We start from the raw sequence: 17,521 nt of genomic DNA, 5'->3' as shown, positions 1-17,521 counted from the left end.
ATTCAGAGGAGGGAAATCATGAGTTCGTTTCGAGAAGAGGCACCACTGAAGGAATTGTACAAGGATGCGTTCCACATTGGAGCAGCGGTGAATCCGAAGACGATTGAAAGCCAGCGTTCATTGCTTGCCTATCACTTCAACAGCCTAACGGCAGAAAATGAAATGAAATTCTCCAGTGTGCATCCACAGCAGGAACAGTATTCGTTTGAGGATGCGGATGTCATCGCTTCTTTTGCCAGAGAGCAGGGCATGGCGCTGCGCGGTCACACGCTGGTCTGGCACAACCAGACTCCGGATTGGCTGTTCGAGAATGAAACTGGGGGACAGGTGGAGCGAAGTGTATTGCTGGAGCGATTGAAGGCTCACATTCAAACCGTCGTTGGCAGATATAAGGACGTTATCTATGCTTGGGATGTTGTAAACGAGGTTATATCCGATGATGCGGATGACGAAAACGCATTCCTGCGCCCATCCAAATGGCTGGATATCGCCGGAGAGGATTTTATTGCCAAAGCGTTCGAATTCGCCCATGAAGCAGATCCGCAGGCGCTGTTATTCTATAACGATTATAACGAATCTGATCCGCATAAGCGGGAACGCATCTATCGGCTTGTTCGTTCATTACTCGATCAAGGCGTGCCGATTCATGGCGTTGGTCTGCAGGCACACTGGAATCTGTATGATCCGTCCCTGGATGATATGCGCGCCGCGATTGAGCGGTATGCGCAGCTTGGCCTGCAGCTTCAACTCACCGAACTGGATGTATCGGTATTTCGCTTTGAAGACAGGCGTACAGATCTCGTTCAGCCATCGCAAGAGATGCTGGAATTGCAAGCTGAGCGTTATGAATCTATCTTCCGCCTTCTCCACGAATATAAGGAACATATTAGCGCTGTGACCTTCTGGGGGGCTGCCGATGATTACACCTGGCTCGATAATTTCCCTGTCCGAGGGCGGAAAAACTGGCCATTCCTGTTCGATGAGCTGCATCGTCCGAAGGAAGCCTATCAGCGCGTTGCGCGAATCGCTGTACCCAAGTGAGGTGAACGGATTAATATCGTTTAACCCCTAGCAGTCTCGAAGAACTGTCCGAGGCTGCATATCTTTTGGAAGGAGCTATTTGTATGAGCGAATTGCCTAAACCGCATCAACCTTTAGTTACGCATATATTCACTGCTGATCCTTCAGCGCATGTGTTCGAGGATCGCATTTATATTTATCCATCCCATGATCTGGATCACGACGGTCCGGTGAATGACAACGGAGATCAGTACAAGATGGAGGATTATCATGTGCTGTCTATGGCGGATATAGATTCACCCGTGACGGATCATGGCGAAGCACTGCATGTGAAGGATGTCCCTTGGGCGTCCAGTCAGATGTGGGCCCCGGATGCTGCGTATAGAAAAGGCACCTATTATTTGTTTTTCCCGGCTCGGGATCATGATGGCATTTTCCGCATTGGCGTGGCTACGTCTTCTTCTCCGGCAGGACCATTCAAGCCGGAAGAGCAATATATTCAGGGAAGTTTCAGCATTGATCCCGCTGTGTTCGTGGACGATGATGAGCAAGCTTATATGTTCTTTGGCGGGTTGTGGGGTGGACAGTTGGAGAAATATCAAACTGGAAGCTACATCGAACATGCGGAAGGACCTGCTCCAGATGCTCCGGCGATCGGACCGAGAGTTGCGAAGCTGAGTGAAGATATGCTCTCAATGGCGTCGGAGGCGTTGGAGATATCCATCGTGGATCAGGAAGGGAAGCCGCTGACCGCTGGGGACGAGGATCGCAGATATTTTGAAGGACCATGGATGCACAAGTATAACGGGAAATATTATCTGTCTTACTCCACAGGAACGACGCACAAGCTGGTGTACGCCATCGGTGACAATCCCATGGGGCCGTTTACATTCCAAGGCACGATTTTACCTCCGGTCATGGGCTGGACAACGCATCATTCGATTGTACAATTCCGGGAGAAGTGGTATTTGTTTTATCACGACTGCTCCCTTTCCGGCGGTATCGATTACAAGCGCTGCGTAAAATTTGCCGAGTTGACGTACAACCCGGATGGCACCATTCGCATGATTGAACCATACCCAGAGAAGTGAAATGGGACCCCGTGTCCTTTCACTTAACCGTAGATCCGTGCTGAAACAGCAGTGATATTGTATCGTACCTTACAGTTATAATTGGGAAAGATTCTATAAAGCAATTAAATTAACTAAAACTCCGTGCCAAAGCACGGAGTTTTAGTTTTATTATGCAAGTAGGTTGAATCAGATTAACCTGGTTGCTGCGAACCATTAAACCACACGGATTTGATCGACAAGGTATCCGAGATATCAGTGGTTGGATCACCGTCTATGAGAATAAGATCAGCACGCGCACCTTCGGTAATACGGCCGCGATCGTGAAGTCCAAAGCAACGGGCCGGTTTCGAAGTGGCCGACTGAAGAGCTTCGATCGGAGTGAACCCAGCCTTGACCAGCAGCTGCATTTCATGGTGGACACTTGCCCCATGAGCAAGGCCGCCAAGGTTTGGAACGGGAACTGGCGCGACATCCGTCCCTACCAGAATATCAACACCGGCTCGGTGAAGGTCCATCACATTCTGAAAGCTGTTCTCCATATTGCCCTGCGGGAACGTATTGAAGCTTGAGTTCAAAATATCGATCCAGTCTGGGCTTAATTTGGAATGAACACGGGGATCATTGGCCAAGTCGGATGCCGGATTTCCGATAATCGATGAATTCAACACCAAGCACGGTGTAACAAAAGCGCCTGAACCAGCTATGGATTTCACTAACTCGGAGGTGTACTCCGGTCTGTCGATAAACAAGTGGCCCAAACCGTCGACCCCAAAATCAATGGCTTGTTGCGATGAAAGGGCCGTCAAGACGTGGGCGATGACCAGCTTCTCGAACTTGTGGGCTTCGGTCACGGCTGTTTTTAGAATCTCATCGCTTAATACAGGCAGGCCAGGTGCACCCATGACTGTTCCTTCTTCAATCATGATCTTAATATAGTCGGCCCCATTCTCTACTTGGGTATGGACATGTTTAATCGCTTCTTCGACTGTTGTCACTTGCGGTATTTCATCGTGATCGTGAGCGTATGCAGCTAACATTGCTTCGCGATCTTCTTCCGATAACTTCTCTAGTTCCTTTAATACAAATTCAGGTATTTCATCTCCATCCGGAAGTAATTCATCCGGATGTCCGCCCGGAGCGGTGATCGCTGTGCCAGCAGAACGGACATCTGCGATGTCATTCACGTTTTTCAATTGAATTTCGCGCCCTCGTTTAGTAAAATCACCGTTCATTTCGAGTTCAGTGGTAACGCCGAATTTTAGAGCATCTCGTAAACCGCCGATGGAAGTGTGGACATGTGCATCAATCAGACCAGGCATTAAAGTCGCATTTTCTCCATCGATAATCGTTGCATCATCCGGAAGGTCTCCACCGACTGAAACGATAGACTCCCCTTTAATGACGACATGTCTGGGCGCAATGATTTGCTCCCCATCAAAGATACGTACATTTGTAATCACCGTAACTTGTTCTAACGCAGCATTTTGTGTTACCTTCTCCATTTGAAATCCTCCCAATTGTTTGTTTGTGAACAATTCGAATCATAACTGTTAGTTTTCTAACTGTCAATAAGCTAATTTTTTTGACAAGCCAATAGGAACGCTGTATAGTTTATTTACTTACAATTAGATTTCTAACAATTACTGGGGGGACGATTATGAAATCCCGAAAGGAAACACCTTATCTGGATTTATTTCAGATTATCGGTCTTAAGTTAAAGAAAAGAGCGGACGAGAGTATAAAAGAGCTGGGCTTAAACGCTCAACAAGGGAAAGTAATCGATTATATTTACGAAAACCAAAATAGTCATATTATTCAAATGGATCTCGCAGATCGGTTTCATCTAAGTCGGCCCAGCATTACAAGTATGCTTCAAGCTCTAGAGCAAAAAGGGTTAATCGAGCGTAAAATCCCTGCCAATAATGAACGACAAAAAAACATATATGTACTGCCAAAAGCGGTTGAACTGATTGAAGACTTCCAAGACTCTTTCCAAAAGGTGGAGGAAGAAATCGTTCAAGTCCTTACCGACGAAGAGAGGCAAGTATTAAAGAAATTATTGATCAAAATTAATGAGACGATATAAAGAAGGCGATATTTAATTCGCTTGTATTGCGCTCCAACAACCGTCTCTGATTATTGTCAATGAATTGATTATCAGCACTACTTATACCGACGACATGCAAAGTGACCCCGAATTAAATGGATCGGACTAAACACAGCCTTAGTGAAAGCTCGTTACTGCATGCAAAAAATGAAAAGGGGTCGAGATGACATTATGGTTTACCATAATGTCATCTCGACCCCTTCTACACGTCTTCCACAGTTATTAAAAATGACCAGATGTGAGCATTCGTTCTCTGGAAAGACGTGTGAGCGATAGCACAACTTCCTGTGCGGAGTCATAATCCTGATTCGACAATGCCTTCAGCGTCTCCCTATTAATCCCAATGGCACTATAATGTTTGATATGAGGAGTAAGCTTGAAACGTACGATGGCATACATACACAGCTTATCTTTAAAGGAATCAAATGTACTGAGCATTACGCCGTTTCCGAGTGATGCTAGAATTTCTCGCATAAATAAAAAATGATGCTCTATATAAGAGGCATAGTCATTATTATGTTCTGCGACCCGTTGTAATTCCACATGGACAGAAAGTGATTCGAGATTGACATTAATGTCTCTTTTCTCATCTTTCATTGCCTGAAAACAGTAAAAGAGCATCGATTGAATTTGTTCATTGAGATCAAGAAATTCAATTACACTCACTTCCTTGACCAGCACTCCACGATTTTTGAGCGCAACAATATATCCCTCCGATTCGAGACGGGCGATAGCATGACGGACGGGTGTTCGGCTCATTTGAAATTCTTCTGCCAGTTCATTCTCTGAAAGCAATGTTCCCGGCATTAGCTCGCCGCTAACCATTCGTTCACGAAGAAGCAGATAAGCTGTATCTGCCAGCGAGTTTGTTTTCATATATGTATTTCCCTTCTATCCTGACGTAGATTCACTTTACCAGTCTTCTTAAAACTAATCTGTGCTATTCCATAGTAACAGTACATGAAGAGGGGCTGCAACCTATCTGAACATTTTACAAATTTCCTGATATTGTGACACATTCTTCTTACATTCAACTTGTATCCTACTTGTGTACCGATAAATCAAAACATCGATTTTAGGAGGCTCACATGTTGGAAACGAATAAACGCAAAGGTCATCTAGGTTTGATTTTTTCTCTTGTGCTCATGCTTGTCATCCTGTCTGGTTGTGGAACCACCGCAAATTCAAGCGAAGGTGAGGCTGGAATGCCGGAAGTGATTCGAATCGGAATTATGCCAAGCGAAGAAGGCGAGATGAACCGTTCACAGGAACAACTTGCAAAAGATATTACCGAAGCAACCGGTATCCCTGCTGAAATATTTGTAGCTGAAGATTATAACATGGTTATTGAAGCCCTGCGTGCAGGCAAGATCGAAATCGGACTAATCGGACCATTCGGGTACATCATCGCTACGGAACGCGCCAATGCGAAACTGCTCGTTCGGTCTGAGAGTGATCAGCAATCCAATACCGTAATCCTTGTCCGTAATGACTCCCCTTATCAAAGCGTAAAAGATCTTAAAGGAAAGGATTTCTTGTTTGCAGATCCGGCATCAACATCGGGAAATTTGTATCCACGTGCCACACTGATGAAAGAGCTTGGTTTATCGAATAAAGAATTGGATTCCTTTTTTGGCAGTGTAGCGTTCTCAGGTGGACATGACAAATCGCTGCTTGCACTGGCTAACGGCAGTACTGACGCAATCGGTACATCGAGTCTCATGCTGCCAATGATGGCAGAATCGGGACTGGTAAAAGAGGAAGATTTCCGTGTCATTGCTGAATCCGACCCTATCGTTGGAGGAGCACCATTACTATATCGTCAAGACTTGCCAGAGGAATTAGTTAAACAACTGCGTGAGCTTATGCTGGAATATCACACGAAAAATCCTAGTTTCTTGGAAAGTGTGGGGGCCGCCCGTTTTGTAGAAGGAAGTGATAGTGACTTTGATCCGATTCGACAGGTTGCCAAAGATCTCGATATGTCTCCTGAGGAGCTGCTGAGAAAGTAGAGTTCAGAAATGAGAGATAAGGAGGATTTTAGTATGACACTTTTACAAGTGGAAGGGTTATCTAAAGTATATCCCGACGGAACAAAAGCGCTCGATAACATAAACCTGCAGATCAACCAAGGTGAGTTCGTCGTTGTTATTGGACCAAGCGGTGCGGGGAAGAGTACACTGCTGCGCAGCCTGAACCGCATGATCGAACCAACCAACGGAAAGATCCAGTTTAAAGGCCGTGAAACCGTAGGAATCAAAGGCAAAAAGCTGCGTGAACTGCGTCGCCACATGGGCATGATTTTTCAGGGATACAATCTTGTTACTCGTGTGTCTGTTCTTAAAAACGTACTTCATGGCCGATTAGGATACATGAATGCATTTAAGGGAGCCCTGGGCTTATACTCCAAAGCAGATACGGAAGCCGCGAAGGGGATGCTGCAGCGTGTCGGCCTATTTGAGCAGATGTACAAGCGGGCAGATGAGCTTAGTGGTGGTCAGCAGCAGAGGGTGGGCATAGCCCGGGCTCTCTCCCAAAAACCGGATTTGATTCTGGCGGATGAACCCATAGCGAGTCTGGACCCTGCTTCCTCGGAGGTGATTATGCATTATTTGTATACGATCTGCAAAGAGGAAGGGATTGCCTGCCTATGCAATTTGCATCAGGTGGATATCGCCAAGAAATACGCTACTCGTATTATTGGTATCCATAAGGGGACCAAAGTATTTGACGGAACACCCGAAGAGCTTACGGACGATATGATCCGGCTAATCTACAACCAGACCAGTCCCAAAGTGAAGGAGACAGCCTGACATGAATGCGGTACAGATACAATCCGCCCGAAAAATGAAACGTACTCAGACGATATTGTTTTTTATTGTGTTACTGGGTCTCATTATTTGGTCTTCAATAGGTGCAGAATTTTCGTTTGGTGCCCTGTTTTCAGGGATAGGTGAAAGCTTCCGTTTTATATTTTTCGATTTTCTTCCACCTGATTTTTCATCGCTTTCCCAGCTCATTGAACCTGCCTTGCAGACCCTTTATATGAGTGTGGTCGCGATGGTAATTGGATCGGTTATCGCGGGGATGTTGTCTTTTCTTGCAGCGGCAACAACAAGTCCTCATCCTTACCTGCAAATAGGTGTTCGAGCAGCTACCTCGCTGTTTCGGAATATTCCGGTACTCATCTGGACCATTTTGCTGGTGGCAGCATTCGGATTGGGTGCAGTTGTTGGCACGATGTCCCTGATTCTAATCTCAATCGGTATGCTGACTCGTTCCTTTGCCGAGGTGCTTGAAGAGATTGACATGGGGCAGGTGGAAGCAGTTCGGGCAGCTGGTGGGAGTTATTTTCAAGTGTTGTCTCAAGCTGTAGTTCCTCAATTTTTACCCGGATTTATCGGCTGGAGCCTGTACAACTTTGAAATCAACGTACGCGCCTCTACGATTGTCGGAATGGTTGGAGGTGGAGGTCTCGGATTTATTTTGCAATCGAAATTGAAATTGTTCCAGTACCAAGAAGCAAGCATGGCGGTTCTACTCGTGCTCGTTATCGTCCTCATCGTTGAAATGATCACCAATCGCGTAAGGGAGCGAATTATATGAGTATGCAAATGAATGATTTTAAACCGTCCTTTACTGTGCTCACTTCAATGGCAGAACCGCCTAAGCCGAAAAAAAACAAGCTGGTTATGATTGGGCTCCCGCTTATCGCCGTTCTGTTTGTGTTCAGTCTTGTTCAGCTTCATTTCGACTATTCCAAAATCGCACAAGGCTTTACGAAGCTTGGCGGTTACATGGGTACCATGTTTCCTCCTGATGTCTCGGCTTGGCGCCATGTTTTGCTTGCTGCTATAGAATCGTTGCAAGTTGCCATTATCGGATCGGTGCTTGGAATTGTCGTCGCTTTCTTTCTGTCCTTTTTAGCTGCGAGCAATTTGACGCCACATCCAATGATCGCCTGGATCATCCTAAGCGCTGCATCTCTGCTTCGGGCGATTCCTACGATCGTGTGGGCCCTTATATTTATCGTGTCCGTCGGTCTTGGTCCGCTTCCCGGTGTTCTTGCGATTGCCGTTTCTGCATCAGGCATGCTTGTTAAGGTGTTTGCCCAGTCACTTGAAGAAATGGACAAAGGCGTGCTCGAAGCTATGCAGTCTACTGGTGCGAGCTGGCTGCAAATTGTCATGCAAGGCATTTTACCTACAGTAAAAACAGCTTTCATTGCCTGGTGTGTGCTGCAGCTGGAAGGAGGTATCGCTGAATCTACTATTCTAGGCGCAGTTGGTGCGGGCGGTATCGGATATGAAATGACTCATGCGATGAAATCATACAATTTCGCAGCCGCTTTGTTTGTGGGCTTGGTCGTTTTTGTTATGGTATTCAGTGTTGAATTCGTGGCAAACCGCTATAAAATGAAACTCAAAATACGACAGAACTAAGTTGAAATATCATCACAGAAGCGAAAGCTCTACGAGGAGGAAATATGATGTCAACATCTAAACCACTTTTACAAGGTCCACTAGTACAGGCAAAATACAGCGATAATAACGTATTTACCCTTGCTTGGAATACAGCAGAGAATGTAAAAGCAGAGGCGATCTACCATTCCAATCATCCGGAATTCGATGAACTGAGCAGTACGCTGCTGGAGGTACGTATAGAGCCCATTGGAGCAACTTTCACAAGAACACTATCGCCAGGCCGCAGCTATTATCACGTGAAGTTCAAGGACGGTTCTGTGTCTACGATACAAGATCGTATGATTTATACGGATGGCATTATTAATTTCCGTGATATGGGCGGATATCACACAGAAGATGGACGAACTACCCGATGGGGCATGCTGCTGCGTTCTGCTGATCTGCATGAGCTCGGTGACCAGGATCTTCAGACTGCTGAAGCTCTCGGCATAGATTGGATTTGTGATCTGCGTAGCGAATTCGAAGTGGCGAGTCGTCCAAGCCCTGTAATCGGAAAAGCAATGAACTCGAACATTCCTTTTATGGCAGAAGCAAACCCGGAAGAAATGCAGAAGATTGCGTTTGACTTAAACGTAGGCTATAAAGCTATGATTTTAAATACAGAAAAATGTTCGCTTATCCTTCAGGAGCTATTAAAAGAAGGCCGCAGCACCTCCTTGTTCCACTGCGCCGCAGGTAAAGATCGGACAGGTGTAGTATGTGCAGTTATCCTTCTTACCTTGGGCGTACCTCGGGAGGTAGTTATTGAAGACTACGAGCTAACGAATCTAGCGGTGGACGGGCTTATGCAGCGCTTCCTGTCGGATACTAACAAAGTGTATATGGACCAGATGCCTGAATTAGAGGGCAATATTCCGGATATGATGAAAGCAGCCTTTATACAGGCTGCGCTTGAAGCCATTGATGAGAACTATGGTTCTTTCGAAAAATATCTTCACGAGGGACTTGGCATTACGGAGCAAGAAAGAAATTCGCTTCAAAATAGATATTTAGTTTGATAGTAGATTTAACGCTACTGCTGGATTGAACTAACGAGTGAGATAGTTTAAGCTTATTCACACTGGTTTATCATAGATCGTATTTAAACACATTAAAAAGCCGATTCTTTCTTTATGGAGGAATCGACTTTTCTTTATCAAATAAACTTTTTATCAAAAAACATGATGACAATCCAATTAAATTGAAACAGGGTGGGGAAATGGATAAGGGATTTACATTAGCTAGTCAACTTTTAACGCTGCTTGATACGGAACATAGATGGTTTACATTAGCTGAAGTTGAAAAAAGTTTAGGTATCTCCGATAAAACCATACGTAAAATGGTTGAGGAAATCAGCAAGCAATTACCTCCTACTGTAACCATAGAAGTTTCTAGAGGAAAGGGAATCGTTCTTCGGCGAGATGGACGAAGTGAGACGATGAGTGAAGTGATTTCTTCGATGTTCAGACAAACCGTCTTTTATCGACTGATGAATGTATTGTTCACCAATGTGGATCGACTGTCCGTGGAGGAGCTAGCCGGAGTTATGTTTATGAGTACCTCATCGTTGAAGAAACTGATTGTACAATTAAATAATAATGATCTCAAAGCGTATAAGTTACGCATTACATATTCAACCCCGACAATCAAAGGGAATGAAATGAATATTCGATATTTCTATTGGAAGTTATATTGTGATGCGTATGAGTTCACAGGATGGCCCTTTGCGAATGTCGATTTTGCATATATCAATCAGTTAATCACAAATACAGAGAATGAGAAAAATATTGTGTATTTTATCAATTCCAAACGGAGATTATCTTTTTTGTTGGCCATTGTTGTGGAAAGAGTCGCTAAAGGGAAATACGTAAAAATCGACGAAAGTGCTTACCCTTGGGAAAAGGGGATGTTTTATATGCCTGTGAAGACCCTCGCCAAGAGTCTTGGAGATAAGCTTTCCATTGATTTTCCCCATAGTGAAATTTACTTTATGCAATCCCTGGTCAGTCTCAGCCAATATCATTATTATGAAGGATCAGAAATAACGCCGATGAAAGAAGTTGAATTGCATAAGGACAAAGAAGAATATCAAATGGGTAATCTGCTTCTAAGGCTACTAGCCAAAGTATACCCTAACTTGGAGATGGAAGAACGATTTCTATTGGAGATATACGCATTCTTTGACAAGTTATTAATCGATAATGCAATTCCTGAATGGATGATGATATCAAAAAGTAATTTAACGGCGTACGTTCAAAAGGAATGCCAGCAGCTTTATCAAGAACTGCAAACTTGCATGCAAACGTGGAGTAAAGCTTATCCTGCCGTCTTGTATAATCATTTTCATTTAACCAAGCTAACCTTAATTGTTCGTTCAAGTTTACGTTATAAAAGAAAAAGGGCCTTCTTGGTGATTGGAGAAGAATTTTCAATTCGTCATTACATAGCGGATTTGATCAAGAAGGAAATTGGGGATCAGCTGATCATCAATACTTCCATAATGAAAGGGCTCTCCGACGAAATGATGCAGAAACATCAGATTGATTTTGTCATTAGTAATATCCCGGTAACATTGCAGACCGTGCCTGTTGTTATTATCTCTACGATCCCGTCTAAAAGAGATCTGGACAATATTCGTAAAGAACTGCTTTTATAATTTGATCAATTATTTCCCGTATCCTCCGTAAGATTTTGGTCTAGTTTGTTATGCTGAAAAATCTTATGCTCAATGTACTTTCCGAACTGATTTTCTGAAGACAACGGAAGAGATTTCGGTAAGACGGGTTCAACATTGAAAGTAGGAGGCAGAAATATGAGTAGGCATTTAGGCGCAAAAAAAGGAGAAATAGCGGACATCGTTTTGCTTCCGGGAGATCCTTTGCGTGCAAAATTTGTAGCAGAACACTTTCTAGATGAGGCCAATTGTTATAACGAAGTAAGAGGAATGTACGGGTACACCGGATTATACGAGGGGAAACGCGTATCGGTTCAAGGGACAGGGATGGGAAATCCATCGATGAGTATCTATGCAACAGAATTAATCGTCGATTATGAAGTGAAGAAATTGATTCGTATTGGTACATGTGGCGCGATGCAGAAAAACATTAATATCCGCGATATTATAATAGCCCAATCCGTGTCTTCGGATAGTAATATGACGGATAAGATCTTCCATGGCTGTAATTATGCACCTACAGCAGATTTCTCATTGTTAATGAAAGCGTATCAACAAGCACAAGCTAAACAAGTAAATGTCTTTGTCGGCAATATCTATAACTCCGATGAATTCTACCGTGAGAGCTTAGATCGACTTCACAAGTTTATGGATTTTGGTGTATTAGGAGTTGAAATGGAAAGCACAGCCTTATATACGTTAGCCGCTAAATATGGTGTGAGAGCGCTATCCATTTTGACAGTTGGCAGTCAACTGTTAACACAGGAGCACTTAACTCATCAAGAAAGTGAACAATCATTTTATGAAATGGTCGAAATCGCTCTTAACACAGCCATTGAGAGCTAATCTATCAATACGAGTACGGGTGCAAGAAAAGAGAGTGAGTAAGAAATGAAGGGAATACTATCTGGATTGCAGTGGATGATGTTTATGATCGCAGGTGCAATTGCTGCGCCAATTGCTATCGCAGATTTATATAACCTAACACCTTTGGAGGCTTCTGGACTCATCCAGAGCACACTGATTACTTTAGGAATAGCTGGATTTTTACAAGGCGTCATCGGCCATAAATTCCCTATTCATGAAGGTCCAGCAGGATTATGGTGGAGCATTTTCACCATTTATGCAAGTTTAGTGGGGGGATTGTATTCTTCGAGTATTGCTGCCCTGCAAGCTTTAAGCGCGGGAATGATCTGTAGTGGAGTTTTATTTATCCTAATCTCAGCATTTAAGCTAATGGATAAAATCGCTCGTCTATTTACGCCAACGGTCACTTTTATATATTTGCTCTTATTGATATTTCAATTAAGCGGTTCTTTTATGAAAGGTATGATGGGGATCACGTCAAGCCACACCTTGTTAGATGTTAAAGTGTTCGTGCTGAGTGTGATTGTGATTTGCATTACCTTTGGGTTAGGGAACAGTCGCTTTGTTTTGCTGCGCCAATTTTCAGTAATAATCAGTATATCGATAGGCTGCTTATTGTTTATCATATGCGACAAGATGCCGGTGATTTCACCGGCGGATACGCTATTTAAACTGCCCAAAATATTTCCTTTTGGAAGTCCAAGATTTGATAGCGGGACAGTCACAACTGCCTTTCTATTAACACTATTATTAATAACCAATGCGCTTGCGTCTATTCGGTTGATGGAGACCGTTATGAAACAAAAGAAATTGGATCATAATCGTTATTTGCGTGCCGGATTTGCTTCGGGCATTACCCATTTTATTGGTGGCAGTTTCGGAGCGATTGGTTCAGTGCCTATTTCAGGAGCGGCGGGATATGTTGAACAAACAGGGATGAGGGAACGGAAATCGTTTTTAATTGGGTGCATCTTAGTCATCTCTGTATCCTTGTTTCCGCCAATAATGAACGTAATATCCGGTATCCCAGCGCCTATAGGCTATGCCGTTACATTCGTCATCTTTGTGAAGATGGTTGGATTATCGCTGAAGGAATTGAAGAAGGTTCTTCATGAAGAACGAACATGTGTTGTTAGTGGAGTTTCTCTTCTAGTTGGTGTGGGTTTAATGTTTATTCCTACATCCGCTACGAGCCATTTATCTCCGATTGTAATAGCCATTTTGAATAATGGGTTAATTTGCGGAAGTCTATTGGCGATTATTTTGGAACAAGCGTTAATGTGGAAAGATGCAAATCGATATGAGGATTCCGAAAAAAGTATCGATAATTTGGAGGGTTAATTATGCATTATCTAATTTCTGTTGTTGGTCTGGTTATTGTTCTATTATTGGCCTGGCTTGCGAGTAATAATAAGCGGAAAATCAAATATCGTCCAATCATCATAATGATTGTTATTCAGTTAGCTTTGGGATTAATTATACTAAAAACGAGTATAGGCGAATTCTTAATCAAAGGGTTTGCCGATAGTTTTTCGAAATTACTCGGATATGCCAACGAAGGAACGAACTTTGTTTTTGGTGGGATTGCCAATGAAGGAGCTCATACCTTTTTCCTGTTTGTGTTGATGCCAATTGTCTTCATGTCAGCATTAATAGGAATCCTGCAACATTACAAAATATTGCCGTTCATTATCAAGTATATTGGTTTGGTGCTAAGTAAAGTAAATGGCATGGGAAAATTGGAATCTTATAATGCGGTTGCAGCCGCAATTGTAGGACAAAATGAAGTATTTATTTCAGTAAAAAATCAACTTGGATTATTGCCAAAGCATCGCTTGTATACATTATGTGCATCTGCAATGTCGACGGTATCGATGTCCATTGTTGGTTCATATATGACGATGCTGGAACCTAAATATGTAGTAGCTGCATTAATATTAAACCTATTTGGCGGCTTTATCATTGCATCCATCATTAACCCGTATGAAGTTACAGCTGAAGAAGATATCGTTGAAGTTCGGGAAGAGGGCAAACAAACGTTTTTTGAAATGCTAGGCGAATATATTATGGATGGCTTTAAAGTTGCCATTGTAGTGGGAGTAATGTTAGTTGGTTTTGTTGGAATCATTGCTTTAATTAACGGGGTCTTCAGCGGCATATTTGGTATCTCGTTTCAAGGAGTTCTAGGGTATGTCTTTGCACCAATTGCCTTTATGATCGGTGTGCCATGGCATGAAGCGGTTCATGCGGGGAGTATCATGGCAACGAAGCTGGTTGCGAATGAATTTGTTGCCATGTTAGACTTTGTTAAGATTCAAGACGGTTTAAGTGGCCGTACTACAGCTATTGTTTCCGTTTTTCTAATCTCATTTGCTAACTTTGGGTCCATTGGTACTATCGTGGGTGCAGTAAAAGGGCTGAATGAAAAACAGGGGAATATTGTTGCTCGTTTTGGATTGAAGCTGTTATATGGGGCCACACTTGTAAGCGTTTTATCTGCTATAATTATCGGAATTATATTTTAAGGTAAATCATTTTTCTTTTGATTACAAGTGAACTCGAAATAAGATTGTTCCAAAAGGACGGTTGATGTCGAGGGACACAAAAATTATCACATTACTTAAAAGCCGCGTAACTGCGGCTTTTTTATATATTGATGTTAAACCGTAGGACAAGAACATGAATCGTTAGCCGGGGGGATTATAGAATATGACTCTGGGTTTCAAGACAGGGCATGAAAGAAATGAAACGTGATATTCTCTTCATGGAGCATGATTTGCGAGAAGAGGCAATGGTTTAGAAATTTGATGAAGTAAGCTAAGTGTACAACATTTTACTCGTTGGAGTATAAATTAACAATTATGTAAAATAGCTAGAAAAACTGTTTTATCTAAGAATGTTCGAATAAGGACATCTGGTGAGCAAACAGTAATTTTTATTTCGATTTTTATAAAACTGCTCTATACTTAATATTATTTTGAATTTATTATGAATGGAGAAGAGATTACATTATTCGATAAAATAAAGGTATGGTGACAAAATGGAAAAGCAAAACTTGGACTGGAGTAACCTCGGATTCAATTACAGAAAGACTGAGAAACGATATGTGTCAAATTTTATAGACGGAAAATGGGATGATGGAATTTTAACAGAGGATACCAATGTAGTCCTCAACGAATCGGCAGGCGTTCTTCAATATGCGCAGACATGTTTTGAAGGTTTAAAAGCCTACACCACCCAAGACGGACAAATTGCAATTTTTCGTCCCGATTTAAATGCACAGCGCATGGAGGATTCCGCCACAAGACTTCATATGCAGCCCTTTCCAAAGGATAGGTTTATAGATGCTATTGTCGAGACCGTAAAAGCAAATGCATCATATGTACCACCGTATGGCTCTGGTGCCACACTATACATACGGCCTTCTCTATTCGGAAGTGGCCCTGTAATTGGGATTAAACCTTCTGAAGAGTATCAGTTTAGAGTGTTTACTACACCAGTAGGTCCTTATTTTAAAGGAGGAGCTAAGCCCCTTACCCTCTGTGTTAGTGATTATGATCGTGCTGCGCCATATGGTACAGGACATATCAAAGCAGGATTGAATTATGCCATGAGTCTTCATGCGCTAAGAACAGCCCAACAAAATGGCTTTGATGAAAATATGTATTTGGATGCTGCAACCAGAACCAAGGTTGAAGAAACAGGTGGGGCCAATTTTATCTTTATAACCAAAGACAATAAAGTTGTTACACCTAAGTCGGAAAGTATTCTTCCGTCCATCACCAGACGTTCTTTGATGGTAGTTGCTGAGAAATATCTTGGCCTTGAAGTGGAGGAAAGGGAAGTTCTTTTCGAAGAGGTAAAAGATTTTGCAGAATGTGGTTTGTGTGGAACAGCAGCTGTTATTTCTCCTGTCGGTAAAATAGATGACCATGGTAAAGAAATTTATTTCCCAAGTGGGATGTCCGAAATGGGGCCTATTTCAAAGAAACTGCTTGAAACTCTTACTGGTATCCAGATGGGAGTTCTCCCGGCACCAGAAGGCTGGATTAAAAACATTACTATTGGCGGGGCTTGATGCCCTGCTTTTTTCCATTTAAAGGTAGGGGGCGTAGAAGAATTGCTGAGTGCTGCACATGACGTGAAAACTGTACATGTACACATTGAAGCAAAATCGTGTAAAAGGATGTAAACCAGTGGGATTGTCATGTATTCAATACTTATTTTGAGTTACACGTATTATTTATTTGACAACGATTACATGATTCGTTACAATACAGCTAAATAAGGAGTGTCACTGATTCGATCAGGCACCACCTCAGTCTCCATTTCACAAGTGTATACTTGTGTTTGAAGACGATGGTGGTGCTTTTCTCATATAGGGGGTGAAGGCAGCATGAAATTCAAAAAGTCACTGAACAACAATATCGCCCTTGCAGAAGATGACGAAGGTTGCGAAGTCATTGTAATAGGTACTGGCATTGGTTTCAAAAAAGCGAAAGGGCAACCCCTTGATCGCGACAAGATCCAAAAAATGTTCAGAATTGGAGCCAATGACAAATACCAGCGGATCGAGCAGTTTTTTAACGACATTCCTCTGCAAGTCATTGATATAACCGATCAGATTATAGAAATGGGTCAAGAGAAGATTGGGAAAAAGCTTAACGATTCATTGCTGTTGACCCTTGCGGATCATATACATTTTGCACTGGAACGCCATAAAAGCGGGATGGATGTTCAGAATCCCCTTCACTGGGACATTCGGCATCTGTATCCTGTGGAATATCTTGTAGGTGAACAAGCCGTTAACCGGATAAACGAAGCTTTTTGCGTGACGATGTCCCATAGCGAAGCAAGTTCCATTGCATTGCACTTCGTGAATTCGCAGATCGATTCAGGCGGCATGAACCAAACGATCAAGATTACTAAAATGATTAATGACAGCCTGGAGATTATGTCCCATCATTTCGGCATCGCGCTGGATCAGAAATCTGTGAACTATTCCAGATTCATCACTCATTTGCGCTACTTCATCGTCCGCCAAATGAATCGGGAGGTACTTTCGTTCAAAGATCAGCATTTCTTGTATGCCGTGCTATCGGAAAGGTACCCTTCAAGCTTCCAATGTGCGCAAAAAATAAAGGAGTTTATGGAACGGCAGCATGAGTTCACGATTACTCCTGATGAGATGGTTTACCTAATGATTCACATCGAGAGAGTGACGTCGCATTCCGATGCGGACTGAACATCACGTTTGAATAAATAGAATATGGAGTGTTACTGATTCGATCAGGCACCACCAAATGTTACCGACTCT

General features: G+C 42.9%; 16 protein-coding genes. 14 read left to right on the top strand and 2 right to left on the bottom strand.

The features are described 5' to 3' along the window. Positions 1-18 precede the first annotated feature (18 nt). Positions 19-1,041 (top strand): endo-1,4-beta-xylanase, encoded by a 1,023-nt coding sequence (locus MKY42_RS18105; protein WP_339843754.1) that lies wholly within the window; start codon positions 19-21, stop codon positions 1,039-1,041. Between the two features lie 83 nt (positions 1,042-1,124). Beyond that, entirely contained in the window at positions 1,125-2,111 is a 987-nt protein-coding gene (locus tag MKY42_RS18100) for a glycoside hydrolase family 43 protein (RefSeq protein ID WP_090899158.1), read from the top strand. Positions 2,112-2,284: 173 nt separating this feature from the next. Here the strand turns inward: MKY42_RS18100 and MKY42_RS18095 are convergent, their stop codons facing one another. Continuing rightward, positions 2,285-3,595, bottom strand: a complete 1,311-nt coding sequence (locus tag MKY42_RS18095; RefSeq protein WP_339843751.1) for an amidohydrolase family protein — start codon at positions 3,593-3,595, stop codon at positions 2,285-2,287. Between the two features lie 155 nt (positions 3,596-3,750). Here MKY42_RS18095 and MKY42_RS18090 point away from each other — a divergent pair, with 155 nt between their 5' ends. Continuing rightward, the gene (locus MKY42_RS18090) at positions 3,751-4,179 is read left to right on the top strand and encodes a MarR family transcriptional regulator (protein WP_090899152.1); all 429 of its coding nucleotides are present in this window, start codon (positions 3,751-3,753) and stop codon (positions 4,177-4,179) included. A gap of 243 nt (positions 4,180-4,422) precedes the next feature. On the opposite strand, the gene MKY42_RS18085 is transcribed toward MKY42_RS18090, so the two are convergent. Then, positions 4,423-5,076: a GntR family transcriptional regulator gene (locus MKY42_RS18085; protein ID WP_339843749.1), complete on the bottom strand. Its 654-nt coding sequence runs from the start codon at positions 5,074-5,076 to the stop codon at positions 4,423-4,425. A 212-nt stretch (positions 5,077-5,288) separates the two neighbouring features. Here MKY42_RS18085 and MKY42_RS18080 point away from each other — a divergent pair, with 212 nt between their 5' ends. The 11 genes from MKY42_RS18080 (at position 5,289) to MKY42_RS18030 (ending at position 17,449) form a co-directional block, all read left to right on the top strand. Then, on the top strand, positions 5,289-6,212 hold the full coding sequence (locus MKY42_RS18080) for a phosphate/phosphite/phosphonate ABC transporter substrate-binding protein (protein ID WP_179264490.1): 924 nt from the start codon (positions 5,289-5,291) through the stop codon (positions 6,210-6,212). A gap of 33 nt (positions 6,213-6,245) precedes the next feature. Continuing rightward, positions 6,246-7,013, top strand: coding sequence for a phosphonate ABC transporter ATP-binding protein (phnC, locus tag MKY42_RS18075; protein ID WP_339843747.1), 768 nt, complete (start codon positions 6,246-6,248; stop codon positions 7,011-7,013). Between the two features lies 1 nt (position 7,014). Next, entirely contained in the window at positions 7,015-7,806 is a 792-nt protein-coding gene (phnE, locus tag MKY42_RS18070; protein ID WP_179264494.1) for a phosphonate ABC transporter, permease protein PhnE, read from the top strand. Beyond that, positions 7,803-8,642 carry a phosphonate ABC transporter, permease protein PhnE gene (gene phnE / locus MKY42_RS18065; RefSeq protein ID WP_179264496.1) on the top strand — a complete coding sequence of 280 codons (840 nt, stop codon included), beginning with the start codon at positions 7,803-7,805 and terminating at the stop codon, positions 8,640-8,642. Before phnE (MKY42_RS18070) ends, phnE (MKY42_RS18065) begins: the two co-directional genes overlap by 4 nt. Positions 8,643-8,686: 44 nt before the next feature. Next, positions 8,687-9,682, top strand: coding sequence for a tyrosine-protein phosphatase (locus MKY42_RS18060; RefSeq protein WP_339843745.1), 996 nt, complete (start codon positions 8,687-8,689; stop codon positions 9,680-9,682). Positions 9,683-9,882: 200 nt separating this feature from the next. Continuing rightward, complete coding sequence (locus tag MKY42_RS18055; RefSeq protein ID WP_339843742.1) at positions 9,883-11,319, top strand: helix-turn-helix domain-containing protein; 1,437 nt, start codon at positions 9,883-9,885, stop codon at positions 11,317-11,319. A gap of 156 nt (positions 11,320-11,475) precedes the next feature. Continuing rightward, positions 11,476-12,183 (top strand): purine-nucleoside phosphorylase, encoded by a 708-nt coding sequence (gene deoD, locus MKY42_RS18050; RefSeq protein ID WP_339843740.1) that lies wholly within the window; start codon positions 11,476-11,478, stop codon positions 12,181-12,183. Positions 12,184-12,228: 45 nt separating this feature from the next. Next, positions 12,229-13,545 carry a purine/pyrimidine permease gene (locus tag MKY42_RS18045; protein ID WP_339843738.1) on the top strand — a complete coding sequence of 439 codons (1,317 nt, stop codon included), beginning with the start codon at positions 12,229-12,231 and terminating at the stop codon, positions 13,543-13,545. A 2-nt stretch (positions 13,546-13,547) separates the two neighbouring features. After that, complete coding sequence (locus MKY42_RS18040; protein ID WP_339843736.1) at positions 13,548-14,729, top strand: NupC/NupG family nucleoside CNT transporter; 1,182 nt, start codon at positions 13,548-13,550, stop codon at positions 14,727-14,729. A 515-nt stretch (positions 14,730-15,244) separates the two neighbouring features. Then, the gene (locus MKY42_RS18035) at positions 15,245-16,282 is read left to right on the top strand and encodes a branched-chain amino acid aminotransferase (protein WP_090899125.1); all 1,038 of its coding nucleotides are present in this window, start codon (positions 15,245-15,247) and stop codon (positions 16,280-16,282) included. Between the two features lie 318 nt (positions 16,283-16,600). After that, positions 16,601-17,449, top strand: a complete 849-nt coding sequence (locus MKY42_RS18030) for a PRD domain-containing protein (RefSeq protein ID WP_090899122.1) — start codon at positions 16,601-16,603, stop codon at positions 17,447-17,449. Positions 17,450-17,521 lie beyond the last annotated feature (72 nt).

Source organism: Paenibacillus sp. FSL W7-1088 (assembly GCF_037969855.1).
Lineage (GTDB): Bacteria > Bacillota > Bacilli > Paenibacillales > Paenibacillaceae > Paenibacillus.
The sequence above is the reverse complement of the archived record's forward strand: the minus strand, read 5'-3'. Positions and strand labels throughout refer to the sequence as shown.

Coding starts and splice junctions, on each gene's coding strand:
- MKY42_RS18105 (WP_339843754.1), top strand. CDS start 19: ATGAGTTCGTTTCGAGAAGAGGCACCACTGAAGGAATTGTACAAGGAT.
- MKY42_RS18100 (WP_090899158.1), top strand. CDS start 1,125: ATGAGCGAATTGCCTAAACCGCATCAACCTTTAGTTACGCATATATTC.
- MKY42_RS18095 (WP_339843751.1), bottom strand. CDS start 3,595: ATGGAGAAGGTAACACAAAATGCTGCGTTAGAACAAGTTACGGTGATT.
- MKY42_RS18090 (WP_090899152.1), top strand. CDS start 3,751: ATGAAATCCCGAAAGGAAACACCTTATCTGGATTTATTTCAGATTATC.
- MKY42_RS18085 (WP_339843749.1), bottom strand. CDS start 5,076: ATGAAAACAAACTCGCTGGCAGATACAGCTTATCTGCTTCTTCGTGAA.
- MKY42_RS18080 (WP_179264490.1), top strand. CDS start 5,289: ATGTTGGAAACGAATAAACGCAAAGGTCATCTAGGTTTGATTTTTTCT.
- phnC (WP_339843747.1), top strand. CDS start 6,246: ATGACACTTTTACAAGTGGAAGGGTTATCTAAAGTATATCCCGACGGA.
- phnE (WP_179264494.1), top strand. CDS start 7,015: ATGAATGCGGTACAGATACAATCCGCCCGAAAAATGAAACGTACTCAG.
- phnE (WP_179264496.1), top strand. CDS start 7,803: ATGAGTATGCAAATGAATGATTTTAAACCGTCCTTTACTGTGCTCACT.
- MKY42_RS18060 (WP_339843745.1), top strand. CDS start 8,687: ATGATGTCAACATCTAAACCACTTTTACAAGGTCCACTAGTACAGGCA.
- MKY42_RS18055 (WP_339843742.1), top strand. CDS start 9,883: ATGGATAAGGGATTTACATTAGCTAGTCAACTTTTAACGCTGCTTGAT.
- deoD (WP_339843740.1), top strand. CDS start 11,476: ATGAGTAGGCATTTAGGCGCAAAAAAAGGAGAAATAGCGGACATCGTT.
- MKY42_RS18045 (WP_339843738.1), top strand. CDS start 12,229: ATGAAGGGAATACTATCTGGATTGCAGTGGATGATGTTTATGATCGCA.
- MKY42_RS18040 (WP_339843736.1), top strand. CDS start 13,548: ATGCATTATCTAATTTCTGTTGTTGGTCTGGTTATTGTTCTATTATTG.
- MKY42_RS18035 (WP_090899125.1), top strand. CDS start 15,245: ATGGAAAAGCAAAACTTGGACTGGAGTAACCTCGGATTCAATTACAGA.
- MKY42_RS18030 (WP_090899122.1), top strand. CDS start 16,601: ATGAAATTCAAAAAGTCACTGAACAACAATATCGCCCTTGCAGAAGAT.